Source organism: Mesosutterella porci (genome assembly GCF_022134585.1).
Classification (GTDB): Bacteria; Pseudomonadota; Gammaproteobacteria; order Burkholderiales; family Burkholderiaceae_F; genus Mesosutterella; species Mesosutterella porci.
Genome location: NZ_JAKNCT010000008.1, coordinates 85,552 through 101,900, shown reverse-complemented (window position 1 = coordinate 101,900; position 16,349 = coordinate 85,552). Strand labels below are relative to the sequence as shown.

Sequence of the window (16,349 nt, the reverse complement as noted above, 5' to 3'; positions counted from 1 at the left end):
GGCCAGCTCGGCGCCAGCCTTTATTCAGGGCCGGCGCTTTTCCCTTGCGGTGAGGATCCGCTCGATCACGGCGCCAAGGGTCCAGTCGTAGCCGAGCGACATCAGGCCCGAGACCGCCGCCGCGGCGAGGCTGACGGCTCCGGCCGGGGCGACCTTCGCGCTGAAGTCCTCGAAGACCGCTACGAGCTTCGGCGAGTTAAGGCTCAGGTCGGTGAGATCGAGCAGGATGAGGCTCACGGAGTAGGAAAAAAGCCAGGGCGCGAAGCCCGCCAGGCTCACCACGAGCAGCGCGGCAAAGAATTTCTTGGGCGGCCGGTTGAGCGCGATGGTGGGGTCGAGCACATAGGGCCCGGCGTTTCGAAGCGATTCCTTCCACAGCCCGATCACCAGCCCGACCAAGAAGCAGATGGCGCACAGCCCCGCCACAAGCAGCGTCATCCCGGCAATCGCGCGCAGCAGCCCGTGCATCGCGAGCAGGGGCGCCGCAACGAGAAAGAGCGCGAGCGGAAAGAGCCCCCAGCGCAGCGCGGTGCCCGCCGCGCCGCGGCCGCCCAGGCGCATCAGGCGCCGCGCCACGTAGGCGCACAGCCCGATTCCCATGGCAAGCCCGAAAGCGACGATAAGCGTGCGAACCCACATGGGCGTCTCTCCTGTTTCCTGCCGTGCGGCGGCTATTCCCGGATCCGGTGCAGCACCTCGTAGTCGTCGGAGGTGTACCAGTACTCGCCGCTGGTCGCGACGCTGCCCTTCTTGCCGAGGCCGGCTACGATGCGGCGCTTGCCCGTCCCCTTCACTCCGGGGGTGGGAACGATATAGAGGCGGTAGTACCCGCGCCGCTTGATGGGGAGCTTCTTCTGCCGGTTGCGAAAGACAAGGCCGTCGTCTTTGTACTCGAAGGGGCCGCCCGCCTTGATGGCCGCGAGCTTCGCCCGCGCCTCCGGGGGCAGGTCCTTCACCGAAATCTCCTCGGCGGCGCCCCAGAGGCTTCCCCAGCGGCCTTTTTCAGACACGCCGGGCGAAAAGACGATGGCGGCGATCGCAATGGTGAGAAGGACTGCGAGAACGCCGGCTCCGAAAAGAGAGCGGGACCTGTCGAGCAGTTTCTTCAGCATAGCGGCTCTTCCTTGGGCGCCGGCGGGAGCTCGGGGCTGCGGCGTTTACCCGCCGCTCGCCTTCAGCCTCCCGTCACCTCCGAGAGCCAGTTGCGGAACTCGGTGAAGGTGCCGGAGATCTTGTCGCCGAAACTCTCAGCAGGCCGGCGCGAGTGATGAAGGCTCACCGCCTCGGAGACGTCGCCCTGCGCGGCGAGCTTCATGCGGCTGTGCTCGCGCGTCACTTTGTTGCCGTATCCCTGGTCGTGCGAGAGCAGAGCCCCGCCCATATAGAGCTTGAGCGCCCGCGGCAGCGACCCGGTGCGGTCGATCAGCTCGCGCAGCAACTCGCTGCCCACCTGCAGGTTCGTCTCAATGTCGAACACGCCGCCGCTTTTTTTCTTGAAGCGGCTCGCGTGGACCTTCGGCACCACCTGCATCAGCCCGCTCGCGCCGGAGCTGCGGTTGCGTGCGTTGGGATTGAAGGCGGACTCGGCCGCCGTAATGGAAAGGATGAGCAGCGGATCGAGGTTGTTGCGCCGCCCGGCCTCGATTGCGCCGTCGATGATGCGCTCGATCTGGTCGCGCGGAACCTTGTAGGCGCGCGCCACGTAATCGGCGAGGTGGCTGCGGTAGGTCGCGGGTTCTTCCGCAGCGGCGGCCGCCTCGGCCTGAGGCGCTTTCTGGATTTCAGCGTCCGCCGCGGAAGCGGCTGAGGCGGAAATGCAGAAAATCCCTCCGGCCAGCACGACAAGCGTCTGACGAAGATGGAAAGTGAGCGATGAAAAGAGGTTTCTCGAGTTATGTCTCATAAGGCTTCTTCGCGTCAGGCGCGCCGCACAGTCTGCTGCGGCACCGCTGCCTGCCGGGGCTTTCTTCCTGCCTCGGGGCGGGCGCCGCCGCGCGCCGGATCGCTGTTTTTTCTGGTTTACCGTCCTTTCGCCCGGTTCATCCGGGACACAAAAAGCACTGCAGGGCCGCCGCTTCGGGAGGCCCCTGAGGGTTTAGTTTAATCTATTCGGCCGCAGGCACCCGGCCGCGCGCCGGAGAAATACCTCTTAGGGAATAATCCCCGGGCGCCGCTTCAGCGGAAGAAGAGGGTTGCGAGCGACAGGAAAATGAGGAAGCCGCCCGAGTCGGTCATGAACGTGAGCAGCACCGAGCCGCCCATCGCGGGGTCGCGCCCGAGGGCCCGAAGCACGAGCGGCACGGCAGCCCCCACGATCGCGCCGAGGATGATGTTGAGCATCATCGCGAGGAACATCACGAAGCCGAGCATCATGCCCTGGCCGGAATCGCGGTACAGGAACCACACGAGCAGCCCCGAGATGACGCCCCACATGATGCCGTTGATCAAGGCGACCAGGGTCTCGCGGCGCAGCACGTCAGGAATGTTGCTCGCCGTCACCTGCCCCATCGCCATTGACCTCACGAGCAGGGTGAGCGTCTGGTTGCCGGAGTTGCCCGCCATGCCCGCCACGATGGGCATCAGAGCGGCGAGCGCCACCACCCTCGAGATCGTGCCGTCGAAGGCGCTGATCACGCGCGAGGCGATGAAGGCCGTGCAGAGGTTCACGCCCAGCCAGAGCCAGCGCGAGCGCGCGGTCTCCCAGACGCTGCTGAAGATGTCCTGGTCATCGTCGAGGCCCACGGCGCCGAAGGCGTCCTCCTGGCTCTCCTCGCGTATGACGTCGACCACCTCGTCGACGGTGAGGCGGCCCACCAGCCGGCTCGCCTCGTCGACCACGGCGGCGGAGACGAGGTCGTAGCGCTCGAAGGCCTGGGCGGCGTCGCTTTCGCTGTCAAGCGGCGAGAGCGTGAGCACGTCCTTCTGCATCACGTCCTTCACGACCTTGGAGGGACTGTTCACGAGGATGCGCGACAGGGAAAGTGTGCCGCGGAAATGTCCCCCGCGGTCGACCACGAACACCTTGTCGGTGTGGTCGGGCAGCGCCTTATAGCGCCGCAGCTGCTCGAGCACCGATCCCAGGGTCGCGTCCTCGCGCACCGTGACCAGCTCGAAGTCCATGCGGGCGCCGACGCTGTCCTCCGGATAGGACATGGCCGCCCGCAGCTGCGAGCGCTCCTCCATCGACAGCCCTTCCTGAACCTCGGCAGAAACATCGGGAGGCAGGTCGGGCACCAGGTCCGCGATCTCGTCGGTGTCGAGCGTCTCCACCGCATCGACGAGCTCGTCGCGGTTCATGGCCTCGATCAGGGTCTCGCGGACGCCCTCGTTGACTTCGATCAGGATTTCGCCGTCGCGGTCGCTGCCGACGAAATTCCAGAGTGCGAGGCGCTCGTCAAGCGGCAGGGCCTCCAGCACCCAGGCTATGTCCGAAGGATGCAGCCGCTCGCAGATCGCCCTGAGCTCGCGGGCCGCCTCCGGCGTGACGGGAACCGCCTCGGAGCGCTCGGCGTCATCGTGCTGGCGCTGCCGCCCGCTTTTCTCCTCCTGGTCCTCGAGCTCGTCAAAAATCTGCTGTACCCGCGCGAGCGCGTTGCTCGCGTCGTCAGGATCGCGCATGGGGCTTGAGGGAGCCGCAGCAGCCGCGGCAGGCTCTTCTTTGTGCTGTTTTTTTTCTTCCTCGACCATGTCTGTGCGAGCTCCGCTCATTTCGGCACTCCGGTGTTGGTGAGCACGATTGTACCCGCAAGAGGCCCGCAGCACCGAACGGCGGCCCGGATCCGCGGGCTTTCAGCGCGCGAGGTTTTCCCCGCCGGCCCGCAGGGGCGTGCGCTGCATGTAATACTCGATGCGGGCGGCCTTGCGCCTGATGAACGCCGAGCCCCGGTGGACCTGGTAGTAGCGCGGCCGCGGCAGGATCGCCGCGAGAAACGCCGCCTGAGCTTCGGTCAGGGCCGAGGCGCTGCAGCCGAAGTAGTACTTTGCGGCCGACTGCACGCCGAAGATCCCCTCGCCGAACTCGGCGGTGTTCAGATACACCTCGAGGATCCGGCTCTTGGGCCACAGGCGGTCGAGCGCGAGCGATATCAGGATCTCCCGGGCCTTGCGGATATAGCTGTGCTCATGGGTGAGAAAGACGTTCTTCACCACCTGCTGCGTGATGGTGGAGGCGCCCCCGCCGCGCCCCTTTTCGAGGTGCTTTTCCATCTCGAGCTCGAGGGCGTCCCAGTCGACCCCGTCGTGGTGGAGGAACTTCTGGTCCTCGGAGGCGATGACCGCGCGCTTGATGTTCGGCCCCATGCGCGACAGCGGTATCCATTCATGCCGGAAGGGAACGCGCCGGCCCTCCGCGGCGATCCGGGCGCGCTCGAGCTTCATGTAGGGCGTCATCGTGGGATTGACCCACCGGTAGGCGGCCGCCTCCCCCAGAATGAAGATGTGCCAGAGCAGCGCCGCGGCCGCAAGCGCGAGCAGCGCGTTCCTTGCGGGATGCCTCAGGAAGGCCCGCAGCGCCCCGGTCACGGCCGGGCCGCAGCCGCCGAGGCCGCGCGGTTTTCAAGCAGGGAGCGGATCTCGCCGTAAGTCGAGCCGGTGTCGGGCCTCACCCCGCGCCAGTCCGCGTAGCTCTCCGCAGCCTGCTCGATGAGCATGCCCAGCCCGTCGACCGCCTTTCGGGCGCCCGACTTCAGCGCGAGCTCCATAAAAGGCGTGGGCCGCGCCGCATAGACGAGGTCGTAGGCGAGCGAGGCCTCAGCGAAGGCCGCCTTCGGCACCGGAGGGGCCAGGTTGGACAGACTCGTCGAAGTGGCGTTGATGATGAGGTCGAAGTGCTCGGCCGCGGTCTCCTCGTAGGCGATGGCGTCGATCCCGAAGCTGCTCGCGAGCGCCTCGGCGCGCTCCATCGTGCGGTTGGCGACCGCGATCCACTTCGGGTTGAGTTCGAGCAGCGACGGCAGCAGTCCCCTCACGCCGCCCCCGGCTCCGAGCACGAGAATGCTCGAGCCTTCGATCGGAAAGCCGAAGCGGCCCGTCACGTCCGCGACGAAGCCCGCGCCGTCCGTGTTGTCTCCTGTCACGCGGCTGCCGAAAATAAGGGTGTTGACCGCGCCGCAGCCTCTCGCCCGCACGGTGAGCCGCTCGGCGTACTTGTACGCCTCCATCTTGAAGGGCAGCGTGATGTTGCAGCCCTTGTAGCCCTGCTCGATCAGCGAGTCGACGAAGTCGGAAAAGCCCCCGATCGGCACCTCGAGCTTCTCGTAGACGATGCTCTCGCCCAGACTGCGGGCAAAGCTGCGGTGAATTTCCGGCGACAGGCTGTGCGCAATGGGATTGCCCAGCACTGCGTAGCGATCGGGCTTTTTCATGATCTCTCCTTGAACAGTACTCAGGACTCCTGCGCCGCTGCCCTCCAGGGCGGCCCGCGGCGCCTCGTGCCGTTTTCCTCCCTTTCTATCACAAGAAGAGGCCGCGGGCCAGCCTCCTCCTGCGGCAGGCGGGCAGCCGCAGGACGAGCCTTCAGGGCCGGGGGTCGGCCTGCGGCGCCGGCGCGTCCCCGGACTCCTGCTCCTGCGGAGCCTGCGGCAGCTGCTCCTGCTCTTGCTCCTGCTCGGGATCCTCCTCCGGGTCCCCGAGCTCCTCCCTGCCGCCGCGCACCTCCCGCAGCTTCACCTCGAGCACAAGGTCGACGTAGTCGAGCGCGACCACATCGAGCATCACCCGCTGACCGCGCTCGAGCTCTGGCAGCCCCGGCACGCGCTGCATGAACGGCAGCCCGTCGATGCGCACGAGGTCGTCCTTCACCACCGCAGCCTCGATGCTGCGCAGCCCCTCCTGCTCGATCCAGCGCAGCGACCAGTACCGCTCCATGCGGATCTGGAAGGACTTGTAGCTCTCGTAGATCGTCTCGAAGGTCTCGACGATGGAGAAGAAGTCCGCGTCGTTGCGCTCATAGGGGGGCTTCTCGCCCATGACGACAGCGATGATCTGCTGCTGGTTCACGAGGTCGACGTAGCGCCTGAGCGGCGAGGTGCACCACGAGTAGCGCGCCACCCCCAGCCCGTCGTGGGGGCCGCCCGTGGTGCTCATGCGCACCCGGCCCATCCTCTGGCTGCGGTAGATGCCGGCCGTCTCGTGCTCCTCAAGCCAGGCTCCCCAGGTGCTGTTGGCGAAGATCATCGACTCGCCCACGAGAAGGTCGAGAGGTTCGCCGCGGCGGCGGCCCTTCACGTGGATCACCGCGTCCTCGCCCTCGCCCTCGAGATCGAAGTACCAGTCAACCTTGCCGCGGGGCTCGGGCCGCCCGCGCACCTTCTCGCGCTCGGCCTGCAGGTGCCTGGCGAAGCGCCACAGGTACGTGATGTCGGCGGCGTGCGGAATGGTGAGGCCGCCCGACTCGATCGCCTCCTCGGTCACCTGCCCGTCCCACTGGTCGTAGCGCAGATTCACGTCCATGCGCACCCGCTCAAGCCGCGTGTCGGTTGAAAGCACGCTGAAGGTCGCGTCATCGACCACCGCGTAAAGCGACAGACACGGCGAGATCTTCCCCTCGTCGAGCGAGAAGGCCTTCACCCAGCTCTCGGGCAACATCGTGGTCTTCAGCCCCGGGGCGTAGACCGTGGACATCCGGCCGCGCACAAACTGGTCCATCGCGTCGCCGCGCTTCATCCCGAGGGAAGGGGCCGCGATGTGGATGCCGACGCGCGTGCGCCCGTTGCCGAGCGGCGTCACGGACGTCGCGTCGTCGATCTCCGTGGTGGAGGAGTCATCGATCGAAAACGGCACCGCGTCCGACAGCGGCAGCTCCGCCCAGTCGTTCTGCGGGGGCTGCGGGAGATCGTCCGGAAAGCCTGCGCCTTCGGGGAAGTTCTCCTCGTAGAAGGAGCGAACGTGCCACTGCCAGGGCGAGCCGATCGCCTTGACCGACAGTAGCAGCTTGAGCGGCGTGCGGCGGGTCTCCGCGGCGGCGTCGCAAAGCGCTTTCCACTCGATGCTGTTCTTGTCGGGGTGCACGAGCAGCCCCACAGGGTCGGCGGCAATCTCGGGGGGCACGCGCCCCGCGATCAGCTCCCCGGTGATCTCGCGGCGCCGCTCTTCCTGCCGGCGCCTGCGCTCCAGGGCCTCGAGCGCGCGCTTGAGCGTCTCCTCGGGAGCCGGGCGGAAGCGCCCGCGGCCCTTGCGGTAGAAGTAGACGGGATTGTTGAAGAGGGCGAGCAGCAGCGCCGCGCGCTCCACCGGCGAGGGCTCCGCGCCGTAGTACTCCCGGGCGAGATCCTCGTAGGCGAACTCCTCCTGCGGAGCCACCTCCCAGAGAAACGAGGGATCGAGCTCCGAGGCCTTCGCCTGGGCCTGCTCCATGAACTGGGCGGGCGCGGGCGAGGCGAACTCAAAATAGACCTTCGCCTGCTTCACCTTGGTGCGCCGCCCGGTCGGGAGCTCCACCTGGTAGGTGTTCTTGTCTGCAGAAAGGACGGCGCCCGCCTTGAATGAACCGTTGTCGTCGAAAAAAAGATTCGTCATAAAAAGAAGCTGTGTGAAAGCAAATGAAGCCGGCCGGCCTCAGGCGGCCGCCGGTCCGCTGCAGCAGAAGTCGGTCACAGCCTCGCAGTAATCTGCGAACGCGCTGATCCGGTGGTCCCCGCCGGGGATGAGGACGCGGGTCGCCTCGCGGTACTTCGCGTCCGCTTCGCGCCAGTCAAGCGTTTCGTCGGCGGTGGAAAGCAGCACGAGGTAGCGCTCGGGCCTGGTCACCTCCGGGACGTCGAGCTCGCGCAACTGCCGCACGAAGTCCGGCGTGACGTTGACCGTCCGGTCTCCCGCCACGGTCGGCTGCTCGCCCATGTAGTCCTTCACGAACTCCCAGGGCCTCACGGCCGGGTTGAGCAGCACCGCCCTGCAGCCCCGCTTCTCGGCGAGCCAGGCGGCGTAGAACCCGCCCAGGCTCGATCCGACGACGGCGAGGGACCGGGCCGGGATCCCCTCGGTGAGCTGCAGCAGGAGCGAGGCAGCCTGCGCGGGCCCGATGTTCAGATCCGGGGCGAGGAACGCCGCCCGGCGCCGCTCGTGCGCGGCGGCGAGCATCCGCCCCTTCACCGAGCGCGGCGAAGACAGGAACCCGTGGAGATAAATGGTCGTCACTTCGCGCTCTCCCGAGCCTTGAGCGCGGCCAGAAGCCGGCCGTGGATGCCGCCGAACCCGCCGTTGCTCATCACAAGCATCCGGTCGCCGGGCTTCGCCCAGGCGACCGCCTCCCGCACGAGGGGTTCCAAGTCGTGGTACACATGCGCCTTCGCTCCCAGCGGCGCGAGCGCCTCGGCCACGTCCCAGTGCACGGCGGGGCCCGCATAGCAGTAGACCTGGTCCGCGTCGGAGAGCGACCCAGGCAGCTGCGCGCGCAGCGTCCCCATCTTCATCGTGTTCGAGCGCGGTTCGAGGATCGCGATGAGACGCCCCGAGGCCCGGCCCATCCGTCCCCTGAGCGCGGCGATCGTCTCGCGGATGGCGGTCGGGTGATGCGCGAAGTCGTCGATCACGACGACCCCGTGCTCCGTGCCCTTCACCTCGAGCCGGCGCTTCACCCCGGCGAACTGCGGCATCGCCTCGAGCGCCTCTCGCGGCGAGACTCCGGCGCTGCGCGCCGCGGCAAGGGCCGCCAGCGTATTGAGCGCGTTGTGCCGCCCGAGCAGCGGCGAGCGCAGCACCCCGAGGCTCTCGCCGCGCAGGGCCACCTCACCGTCCTCGGAAATCGTCCATCCGGAGGGCGTGTCGAACCACTCAAGGCGGCTCCAGCAGCCCATGCCGATGACCTTCTTCAGGGTCTCGGAGCGGCCGTTGGCCACGATGAGCGCGTTGGAGGCCATGGTGCGCACGAGGTGGTGGAAGCTCTTTTCGATCGCCTCGACGCTGTCGAATATGTCCGCGTGGTCGTACTCGAGGTTGTTGAGGACCGCGGTCTTCGGCCTGTAGTGGACGAACTTGCTGCGCTTGTCGAAAAAGCACGTGTCGTACTCGTCGCCCTCGATGACGAAATAGGGGCTCTGCGGGCTGAGCCGGGCGCTGTGCCCGAAATTGCCGGGCACTCCGCCGATCAGGAACCCGGGCTTCTTTCCGGCCGACTCCAGCATCCAGGCAAGGATCGAGCTCGTTGTGGTCTTCCCGTGGGTTCCCGCCACGGTGAGCACGTGTCGTCCCTGCAGGATGTGCTCGCTGATCCACTGCGGCCCCGAAGTGTAGGGCAGCCCCGCGTCCAGGATCGCCTCGAGCAGCGGATTGCCGCGCGATATGGCGTTTCCGATCACCCAGAGGTCGGGCTTTACGGCGAGCTGATCCGCGCCGTAGCCTTCGTAGAGGCGGATGCCCGCCTCCTTGAGCTGATCGCTCATCGGGGGATAAACGCCTGCGTCGCAGCCGGTTACGGTGTGGCCGGCCTGTGCGGCGAGCTGCGCCACTCCGCCCATGAAGGTTCCGCAGATGCCGAGGATGTGGATATGCATGTTGACTCCCAAAGCTGCCGGCCGGCGCGCGGCGCTCGTTTTCTGCGCCTTTTGTTCCGGCCGGGGCTATGTATTGTAGCCGCTCGCCCCGCCGGGCTGCCGGGGAGCGGAGCTCATTTTTCTCCCCGTCCCGCCGGGCCCGGGGCTACGGGAAAAAAACGCTACACTGCGCACGCGGCACCCGCCGCGCGGTTATATAAAAGAAGGAAGACCGAGATGAGAACCGAAGAAGCTGCCGCCTGGGCGGCGAGGCTGATCGTGGACGAGCACTGCCCCTGGCCACTGATGCGCTCGAGGCTCGCCGAAGATCTGCCCGAGGGCGTCCCGCTGCCGCCCTCGGCGGCGATCGAGTCGGCGGTCCGCGAGCACCTCGCTCTTTTCTGCCCGGAGCACGCGAAGCTGCTCGGAGCGCTGCGGGCCGAGGCCCTCAGCCTGATGCTGCGGCTCCGGGAGGCGGGGCTCGAAACGTGGCTTGCGGGGGCGGTGCTCAACGGCGCGGCCACCGAGGACTCCAACATCGTGCTCGAGTGCTTCACGGACAATCCGAAGGAGGCAGAGGCGGCGGCATTCGCCGCAGGAATCGCCTGGGAGCCCGTCGATTCGGTCTCGCCGCCCGCCCTGCGCAGCGAGGAAACCCTCGGGTGGCTGCACCCGATCCGCCGCGGCAGCGTTCTCGCCTCCCTGCTGCCGCGCTGCCGGGCCCTGGGCGTGACGCTCGATGTCCTGCCCGAGGCGAGCCGCGCCCTCAACCCCCGGCGGCGCCCGCCGGACGCCCGGCAGCTGCCGGCCGAAGCCGCGGGGCGGGCTGACGCCGAAGCCCTCGCCCGCCTCATCCGGGATTCCCGCGCGGATTAACCCATATGCAGGGTGCGCTCCCGCGGCACGGTCTGCGCACGCTTCGATACAATGCAACCGGCCGAGATTTGCCGACCGTTGCGTGTTTTTTCGAAGCAATTGGCTAAAATTGCAGCTAAGTCCGCGCCAGCCGCTCGCCCGAAGCCGTCTTCAGGTGAAGCCGCCGCCGGAGTTTTAACGAATTTATCCATGCAGTTGTTCTCTTTTGCCGGGGAAAAGCCGGCAGAAGAAAACCGGGCGCCCGTCCGGGGCCCGAAAGACTGGGGGATCTATGGATCTGCGAAAAATCAAAACCCTGATTGATCTTGTGAAGGAAAGCGGCGTAGCCGAGCTTGAGGTGAATGAAGGCGAGGACCATCTTCGGATCGTCAACGCCCCGGGCACGGCAGGGAAGACCTCGGCTTCGGCGACGCTTGTCGCGGCTGAGCCCTCGAGCGCCGAGGCTGAGGCCGCGCCCGCCGCCCCTGAGCCCAAGCCGGCCGCCCCCGAGCCGCGCAAGACCATCACCAGCCCGATGGTGGGCACCTTCTACCGGGCGCCCTCGCCCGATGCGAAGCCTTTCGTGCAGGTGGGCGACAGCGTCTCCAAGGGCGCCACCGTCTGCATCATCGAGGCGATGAAACTGCTCAACGAAATCGAGGCCGAACAGGACTGCGTCATCAAGGAAGTGCTGGTGGAGAACGGTCAGCCGGTCGAATACGGACAGCCCCTTTTTGTCATCGAGTAAGCGCCCATGTTCGGAAAAATTCTGATCGCCAACCGCGGGGAGATTGCGTTGCGAATCCAGCGCGCCTGCCGCGAGCTCGGCATCAAGACCGTGGTCGTGCACTCCATGGCCGACGCCGAGGCGAAGTACGTGAGGCTCGCCGACGAAAGCGTCTGCATCGGGCCGGCCCCCTCTTCCCAGTCCTACCTCAACATTCCCGCCATCATCAGCGCCGCTGAGGTGACCGATGCGGAGGCCATCCACCCCGGCTACGGCTTTCTCGCCGAGAATGCCGACTTCGCGGAGCGGGTCGAGCAGTCGGGCTTCGCCTTCATCGGCCCGCGCCCCGAGACGATCCGCCTCATGGGCGACAAAATCACGGCCAAGAAGGCGATGAAGGAGGCCGGCGTGCCCTGCGTGCCCGGCAGCGACGGCGCCCTCCCGGACGATCCCGACGAAATCCGCAGGATCGCGCGCGAGGTGGGCTACCCCTGCTTCATCAAGGCCAGCGGAGGCGGCGGCGGACGCGGCATGCGGGTCGTCCGCAGCGAGGCCGCGCTCATCAATTCCGTCAACCTCACGCGCCAGGAGGCGAAGGCCGCTTTCGGCAACCCCGAGGTCTACCTTGAGAAATACCTCGAGAACCCCCGGCACATCGAGATTCAGGTCCTCTGCGACAACTTCAGGAACGCGGTCTACCTGGGCGAGCGCGACTGCTCGATGCAGCGCCGCAACCAGAAGATCATGGAGGAGGCCCCGGCCATCGGCATTCCCCGCCGCGTGATCGACCGGCTCGGCAAGCGCTGCGTCGAGGCCTGCCGCCGCATCGGCTACCGCGGGGCCGGCACCTTCGAGTTCCTCTACGAAAACGGCAGCTTCTACTTCATTGAAATGAACACGCGCGTCCAGGTGGAGCACCCGGTCACCGAAATGGTCACCGGAGTGGACATCGTGGCCGCCCAGATCCGCATCGCTTCGGGCGAAAAGCTCACCCTGAGGCAGCGGGACATCCAGATCAACGGCCATGCGATCGAGTGCCGCATCAACGCCGAGGATCCCTACACGTTCGTGCCCTCGCCTGGCCGGGTGACGGCATGGCACCTGCCGGGCGGCCCCGGCATCCGCATCGACACGCACATCTTCGCGGGCTACACGGTGCCGCCGTACTACGACTCGCTCATCGCGAAGATCATCGCCCACGGCCACACCCGCGAGCAGGCGCTTGCGAGAATGCGCATCGCGCTGTCGGAGTTCGCCGCCGAGGGCATCCGCACCAACGTGCGGCTGCAGCGCGACATCACCTCCGATGAAATGGTGCGCCTCGGGGGCGTGAGCATCCACTACCTCGAGGAAAAGCTGAAGCAGCGCCAGCCCTAACCGTCCAGAGAGAGGCCGAAGATGAAGGAAATCACTCTGCTTGCCGACCGTGACAGCGCCGAGAAAATCGGCGACATGATGATGGAGGCGGGCGCGAGCAGCTACACGACGCGCGACGCCGACGAGGGAACGCCAGCCGAAAAGCCCCTTTTCGGCGAGCCGGGCCTCGAGCCCGACGTTCCCGCCTGGGAGCACTCGCTGCTGTCGATCCTTGTCGACGACGGCTTCGACTGGGAAACGGCCCTCGCGATCGCCGCGAAGTCGCTTCAGATCGAACCCCCGGCCGTCAAGAGCGTGGAGACCGTCCCCGAGGTCGACTGGGTGCGCGTGACCCAGGCCCAGTTCAAGCCGATTCGCGCCTCCCGCCGCCTCTGGATCGTGCCCTCCTGGGACACGCCGCCTGAGCCCGGGGCCCTCAATATGAGGCTCGATCCCGGCGTCGCCTTCGGCACCGGCAGCCACCCCACGACGCACCTGTGCATCCAGTGGCTCGACGAGCACCTGAGCCGCGGCGCCTCGGTGCTCGACTACGGCTGCGGCACCGGCGTTCTCGCCATCGCCGCCTCCATGTTCGGCGCGGGCAGCGTCGAGGGCTGCGACATCGATCCGCTCGCGGTCGAGGCCTCGCGCTTCAACGCGAAGAACAACGGAGTCGCCGGGAACTTCTGCCTGCCGGAGGGCATCCCGCGCGAGCGCCGCTACGACGTCGTTGTCGCCAACATTCTCTGCAACCCCCTCATCAGCCTCGCCCCGGTGCTCTGCGGGCACGTGGCAAGGGGAGGATTCCTGGTGCTCTCGGGCATTCTCTCCGATCAGGTCGACCGCATCGCCGAGGCTTACCGCCGGGCCGATCCCGCGATCCGGCTCGAGCGCTGGCGCGAGGAAGAGGGCTGGAACGTCATCTGCGCACGCGCGTCCTAGCGACTCTGCGAGCGGCTATGTCTTAGAATTTCGCTCATGGCATACATCACCCGCTGTCCGACCTGTGGCTGCATTTACGAAATCTCTGTGGAGGAACTGCACAGAGGGGGCGGCTATTGCCGCTGCGGCGTCTGCCAGTGCGAGTTCGACGCGAAGGAGTCGCTGCGGGAAATCGACCCGAAGGTCCTCAGGTCGCTCTTAAACCGCGCAGCTGCTCCGGCCGCGCAGCCGCCCGAGCCCCCGGCGCCCCCGCCGCCTGCGGCGCCCGCCGCAGCTCCGCAGCAAGCCCCGCTTCGCGCCTCCCCTGCGGCCGCTCCCCAGAACTTCACCGTCTTCACGCCGAAAAGAGCCTTTCCGGACGGCGACCGCAGACGGGGCCTTCCCTGGGGCTTCTGGGCCGCCGGCAGCGCGGTGCTGCTGCTTGTGCTCGCCTGGCAGCTGCTGTCGCTTTTCGGCCCGGCCCTGAGCCGCCACGTCCCCGGGCTTTTGTCCCTGCGCCAGAGCGTCTGCACGGCGCTGCCCTGCCCGGGGCCGGGCAGCGACAAGGCCAACCCCTACGCCATCGAGGACTTCGCCCTCAGGCCCCAGTCGTATGACCGGTACGAAATTTCCTTCACGCTCGTGAACAACGGCGCCGGCAACGAGCGCCTGCCCGTGATTGAAGTGTCTTTTTCCGATGACAAGGGGCTGATCACCACGCGCAGATACCTGAAGCCGAGCGAATACGCGGGGCAGAACGCTCAGGGTTCCATCGCCGGCGCGGGTTCCGTCCCGGTCCGCTTCAGCTTCAGCCTGGCCGGCGACCGCCCGGTCTCCTGCCAGGTCAAGGCCCTCGACTGAAACGGGCGCCGGACTCCGCCCCGCTTTTTTTGCTCCCCCGCGGATTTTCAGCGGGGCCGGCCCTGCGGCCGCAGCCGAGGCCCCTCCGCCGGCACGGGGCCGTGGAAGCCGCCTCTGCCGGCGCTTCTTTTTTAAGGATTGGACCATGACCGCCGTCCTCATTTCCGGCTCTATCGCCTACGACACCGTGTGCCGCCTCGAGGGCCGCTTCGAGAACCTGATCCTGCCGCGCGACATCGCGCACCTCAACCTCACGTTCCTCGCCTCCTCCATGACCCGCAGCTTCGGGGGCTGCGCCCCCAACATCGCCTGGTCGCTGAAGGCGCTCGGGGGCGAGCCCGTGATTCTCTCCGCGGTCGGGCGCGACGGAGAAGAATACCTGCAGCACCTCAGGCGCGCCGGCATCGACACCTCCTCGATCGGGGTTTTCGGCGACGAATGGACCTCGCAGGTCTTCATCACCACCGACTCGGGCGGCAACCAGCTCGCCACGTTCGTGCCCGGAGCCATGCAGAGGGCGCACGAGGTCGCGCTTCCTGCCGGCCTGAAGAGCATGCTCGTGCATATCGCGCCGGGAGGGCTCGAGGCGATGCGGCAGCTTGCCGCACGCTGCCGCGAAGACTCGGTGCCCTACGTGTTCGACCCGGGGCAGGCGACCTCGCAGCTTGAAGCCGGGGATCTCCGCGAGATCGAGTCAGGGGCCTGCCTCACCTGCCTGTCGGAGTACGAGGCGGCGCTGCTTGAGAAACGACTGGGAATAAGTCTCGAGAAAAAAGCCTCGCAGGAGGGGCGGCGCTATCTCGTCACCTACGGGGCCGGAGGCTGCGCAATGCTGCGGCCCGAGGGAAAGCTTTCCATTCCCGCCGTGCCGGCGAAAATCGCCTCGGGCACGGTGGGCGCGGGCGACGCCTTCCGCGGAGGCCTGCTTTTCGGGATGACCCGGGGACTTTCCGACCCCGAGTGCCTGAAGCTCGGGGCGCTGATGTCCGCCTTCCGGCTGGAAGGCTCGGGCGCGCAGGGCTGGCGTCCCTCGCAGCAGGAGATCCGGGAGCGCTACGGACAGGCCTGGGGCGAGCCCTTTCCTGTGCCGCCCGAAGGAGGCAGGCCGCGCTGTGAGACGGCCGGCGTCCTTCTCAGCGCACGTCCACCGGGTCGAAGGTGAGCGACACCTCTCCGGGCATCACCACCCCCGGCACCGAGGGGAAGCGGCTGCACTTCGCAATGGCGCGCTCCACCGCGGCGTCATAGCCTGCAAGGCCTGAGGCCTTCAGCTTCTGCGGCGAGCCGATCTGATCGCCGCTCGGCATCAGCCGCACGCGGTAGACGGCCTGATACTGGCCCCGGCGCACGCCCGAGGGCACGCTGAAGATGATGTTCGGGCGGATGCAGGCCCGCACCTTCGCGATGAAGCCCGCCCGGGCCGAGCCCGACAGATTCTGGAACTGAGCGGTCCGGTCGCCCGTGGGAGTGCCCGCGGAGCGGTTCGAGGCGGCTCCGCCCATCGTCCGGGCGAGCTCCTGGGAGCGCACCCGGGCCGCAGCCATGCGGGCGGCCTCCTGGGTGCGGACCTTCGCTGCGGCCTGAGCCTGGGCGGCGGCCCGGGCCTGAGCGGCCTTCTGCACCTCTTCGGCGGCCCTGCGCTTCGCCTCGGCCGCCTTCTTCGCCTCATCGGCCTTCTTCTGGAGCTCCTGCTGGCGCTTCTGCTCCTGCTGGCGCTTCTGCTCCTGCTGGCGCTTCTGCTCCTGCAGCTGCTTTTCCTTCAGCTTTTCCTGCCTGCGGCGCTCCTCGGCCTGCACAATGTCGGCCTTGCGCTGCTCTTCAGCCAGATCTTTCTGGAGCGGCTGGGGCCGGGGCTTTGCCGCCGCAGCGCTCTGCTCGCGCGGGGCTGGGCTCGGAGCCGGCGCGGGCTCGGGCGCGGGGCTCGGAGCGGGCGGCTCGACGGCCGGCCCTCCGTTTGGATTCGTCCCGGTCGTAGGCGTCTCAGCCCAGAGCTCGACCATGACGTCCTCGTCCTGAGTCTTCCACTGGAAGGCGAAAAACAGCGCAACAAACAGCAGCGCGTGCACGCCGACCGCGCAGACGAGCGCCCGCCTGAAGTCCCTGCGACGGGCTTCGCTTTCGGGCGTCCAGCTCAAGGGGCGGGTCCTCTTTTCTTTCATCAC

17 protein-coding genes are annotated in these 16,349 nt (G+C 67.4%); 6 read left to right on the top strand and 11 right to left on the bottom strand.

Annotated features, from left to right (window positions below):
• Positions 1-24: 24 nt before the first annotated feature.
• The 9 genes from MAF45_RS07620 to mpl form a co-directional block, all read right to left on the bottom strand.
• Positions 25-639 carry a hypothetical protein gene (locus MAF45_RS07620; protein WP_237979039.1) on the bottom strand — a complete coding sequence of 205 codons (615 nt, stop codon included), beginning with the start codon at positions 637-639 and terminating at the stop codon, positions 25-27.
• A 32-nt stretch (positions 640-671) separates the two neighbouring features.
• Positions 672-1,112, bottom strand: a complete 441-nt coding sequence (locus MAF45_RS07615) for a guanyl-specific ribonuclease (protein ID WP_237979038.1) — start codon at positions 1,110-1,112, stop codon at positions 672-674.
• A gap of 62 nt (positions 1,113-1,174) precedes the next feature.
• Positions 1,175-1,903: a transglycosylase SLT domain-containing protein gene (locus tag MAF45_RS07610; RefSeq protein WP_237979037.1), complete on the bottom strand. Its 729-nt coding sequence runs from the start codon at positions 1,901-1,903 to the stop codon at positions 1,175-1,177.
• Positions 1,904-2,175: 272 nt separating this feature from the next.
• A complete protein-coding gene (gene mgtE / locus MAF45_RS07605) occupies positions 2,176-3,708 on the bottom strand; it encodes a magnesium transporter (protein WP_370659314.1) in 1,533 nt (510 codons plus the stop codon).
• A gap of 81 nt (positions 3,709-3,789) precedes the next feature.
• On the bottom strand, positions 3,790-4,521 hold the full coding sequence (gene mtgA, locus MAF45_RS07600) for a monofunctional biosynthetic peptidoglycan transglycosylase (RefSeq protein ID WP_237979036.1): 732 nt from the start codon (positions 4,519-4,521) through the stop codon (positions 3,790-3,792).
• On the bottom strand, positions 4,518-5,363 hold the full coding sequence (aroE, locus tag MAF45_RS07595; RefSeq protein WP_237979035.1) for a shikimate dehydrogenase: 846 nt from the start codon (positions 5,361-5,363) through the stop codon (positions 4,518-4,520). The genes mtgA and aroE overlap by 4 nt, the downstream gene beginning before the upstream one ends.
• 151 nt (positions 5,364-5,514) lie before the next feature.
• On the bottom strand, positions 5,515-7,515 hold the full coding sequence (locus MAF45_RS07590; protein ID WP_237979034.1) for a ribonuclease catalytic domain-containing protein: 2,001 nt from the start codon (positions 7,513-7,515) through the stop codon (positions 5,515-5,517).
• A 39-nt stretch (positions 7,516-7,554) separates the two neighbouring features.
• Positions 7,555-8,133, bottom strand: coding sequence for a YqiA/YcfP family alpha/beta fold hydrolase (locus MAF45_RS07585; RefSeq protein ID WP_237979033.1), 579 nt, complete (start codon positions 8,131-8,133; stop codon positions 7,555-7,557).
• Positions 8,130-9,488, bottom strand: coding sequence for a UDP-N-acetylmuramate:L-alanyl-gamma-D-glutamyl-meso-diaminopimelate ligase (gene mpl / locus MAF45_RS07580; RefSeq protein ID WP_237979032.1), 1,359 nt, complete (start codon positions 9,486-9,488; stop codon positions 8,130-8,132). The genes MAF45_RS07585 and mpl overlap by 4 nt, the downstream gene beginning before the upstream one ends.
• Positions 9,489-9,704: 216 nt before the next feature.
• Between mpl and MAF45_RS07575 the strand changes: the two genes are divergently transcribed.
• Positions 9,705-10,343: a hypothetical protein gene (locus MAF45_RS07575; RefSeq protein WP_237979031.1), complete on the top strand. Its 639-nt coding sequence runs from the start codon at positions 9,705-9,707 to the stop codon at positions 10,341-10,343.
• Here MAF45_RS07575 and MAF45_RS07570 read toward each other — a convergent pair.
• The gene (locus MAF45_RS07570; RefSeq protein ID WP_237979030.1) at positions 10,340-10,534 is read right to left on the bottom strand and encodes a hypothetical protein; all 195 of its coding nucleotides are present in this window, start codon (positions 10,532-10,534) and stop codon (positions 10,340-10,342) included. The two genes, MAF45_RS07575 and MAF45_RS07570, sit on opposite strands and share 4 nt — an antisense overlap.
• An 80-nt stretch (positions 10,535-10,614) precedes the next feature.
• Here MAF45_RS07570 and accB point away from each other — a divergent pair, with 80 nt between their 5' ends.
• From accB to MAF45_RS07545, 5 genes are all read left to right on the top strand, one after another.
• Positions 10,615-11,070: an acetyl-CoA carboxylase biotin carboxyl carrier protein gene (accB, locus tag MAF45_RS07565; RefSeq protein WP_237979029.1), complete on the top strand. Its 456-nt coding sequence runs from the start codon at positions 10,615-10,617 to the stop codon at positions 11,068-11,070.
• 6 nt (positions 11,071-11,076) lie between these two features.
• Positions 11,077-12,426, top strand: a complete 1,350-nt coding sequence (gene accC / locus MAF45_RS07560) for an acetyl-CoA carboxylase biotin carboxylase subunit (RefSeq protein ID WP_237979028.1) — start codon at positions 11,077-11,079, stop codon at positions 12,424-12,426.
• 21 nt (positions 12,427-12,447) lie between these two features.
• A complete protein-coding gene (prmA, locus tag MAF45_RS07555) occupies positions 12,448-13,347 on the top strand; it encodes a 50S ribosomal protein L11 methyltransferase (protein WP_237979027.1) in 900 nt (299 codons plus the stop codon).
• Between the two features lie 36 nt (positions 13,348-13,383).
• Complete coding sequence (locus tag MAF45_RS07550) at positions 13,384-14,187, top strand: zinc-ribbon and DUF3426 domain-containing protein (RefSeq protein ID WP_237979026.1); 804 nt, start codon at positions 13,384-13,386, stop codon at positions 14,185-14,187.
• Positions 14,188-14,332: 145 nt separating this feature from the next.
• Positions 14,333-15,349, top strand: coding sequence for a carbohydrate kinase family protein (locus MAF45_RS07545; protein ID WP_237979025.1), 1,017 nt, complete (start codon positions 14,333-14,335; stop codon positions 15,347-15,349).
• Here MAF45_RS07545 and tolA read toward each other — a convergent pair.
• On the bottom strand, positions 15,321-16,346 hold the full coding sequence (gene tolA / locus MAF45_RS07540) for a cell envelope integrity protein TolA (RefSeq protein ID WP_237979024.1): 1,026 nt from the start codon (positions 16,344-16,346) through the stop codon (positions 15,321-15,323). The genes MAF45_RS07545 and tolA overlap by 29 nt on opposite strands.
• Positions 16,347-16,349 lie beyond the last annotated feature (3 nt).

Excerpts from the sequence above, each read along its gene's own strand:
- MAF45_RS07610 (WP_237979037.1), bottom strand. The coding sequence starts at position 1,903 with ATGAGACATAACTCGAGAAACCTCTTTTCATCGCTCACTTTCCATCTT.
- MAF45_RS07615 (WP_237979038.1), bottom strand. The coding sequence starts at position 1,112 with ATGCTGAAGAAACTGCTCGACAGGTCCCGCTCTCTTTTCGGAGCCGGC.
- MAF45_RS07590 (WP_237979034.1), bottom strand. The coding sequence starts at position 7,515 with ATGACGAATCTTTTTTTCGACGACAACGGTTCATTCAAGGCGGGCGCC.
- mgtE (WP_370659314.1), bottom strand. The coding sequence starts at position 3,708 with ATGAGCGGAGCTCGCACAGACATGGTCGAGGAAGAAAAAAAACAGCAC.
- aroE (WP_237979035.1), bottom strand. The coding sequence starts at position 5,363 with ATGAAAAAGCCCGATCGCTACGCAGTGCTGGGCAATCCCATTGCGCAC.
- tolA (WP_237979024.1), bottom strand. The coding sequence starts at position 16,346 with ATGAAAGAAAAGAGGACCCGCCCCTTGAGCTGGACGCCCGAAAGCGAA.
- MAF45_RS07570 (WP_237979030.1), bottom strand. The coding sequence starts at position 10,534 with ATGGATAAATTCGTTAAAACTCCGGCGGCGGCTTCACCTGAAGACGGC.
- accB (WP_237979029.1), top strand. The coding sequence starts at position 10,615 with ATGGATCTGCGAAAAATCAAAACCCTGATTGATCTTGTGAAGGAAAGC.
- mpl (WP_237979032.1), bottom strand. The coding sequence starts at position 9,488 with ATGCATATCCACATCCTCGGCATCTGCGGAACCTTCATGGGCGGAGTG.
- MAF45_RS07620 (WP_237979039.1), bottom strand. The coding sequence starts at position 639 with ATGTGGGTTCGCACGCTTATCGTCGCTTTCGGGCTTGCCATGGGAATC.
- prmA (WP_237979027.1), top strand. The coding sequence starts at position 12,448 with ATGAAGGAAATCACTCTGCTTGCCGACCGTGACAGCGCCGAGAAAATC.
- MAF45_RS07550 (WP_237979026.1), top strand. The coding sequence starts at position 13,384 with ATGGCATACATCACCCGCTGTCCGACCTGTGGCTGCATTTACGAAATC.
- accC (WP_237979028.1), top strand. The coding sequence starts at position 11,077 with ATGTTCGGAAAAATTCTGATCGCCAACCGCGGGGAGATTGCGTTGCGA.
- MAF45_RS07575 (WP_237979031.1), top strand. The coding sequence starts at position 9,705 with ATGAGAACCGAAGAAGCTGCCGCCTGGGCGGCGAGGCTGATCGTGGAC.
- MAF45_RS07545 (WP_237979025.1), top strand. The coding sequence starts at position 14,333 with ATGACCGCCGTCCTCATTTCCGGCTCTATCGCCTACGACACCGTGTGC.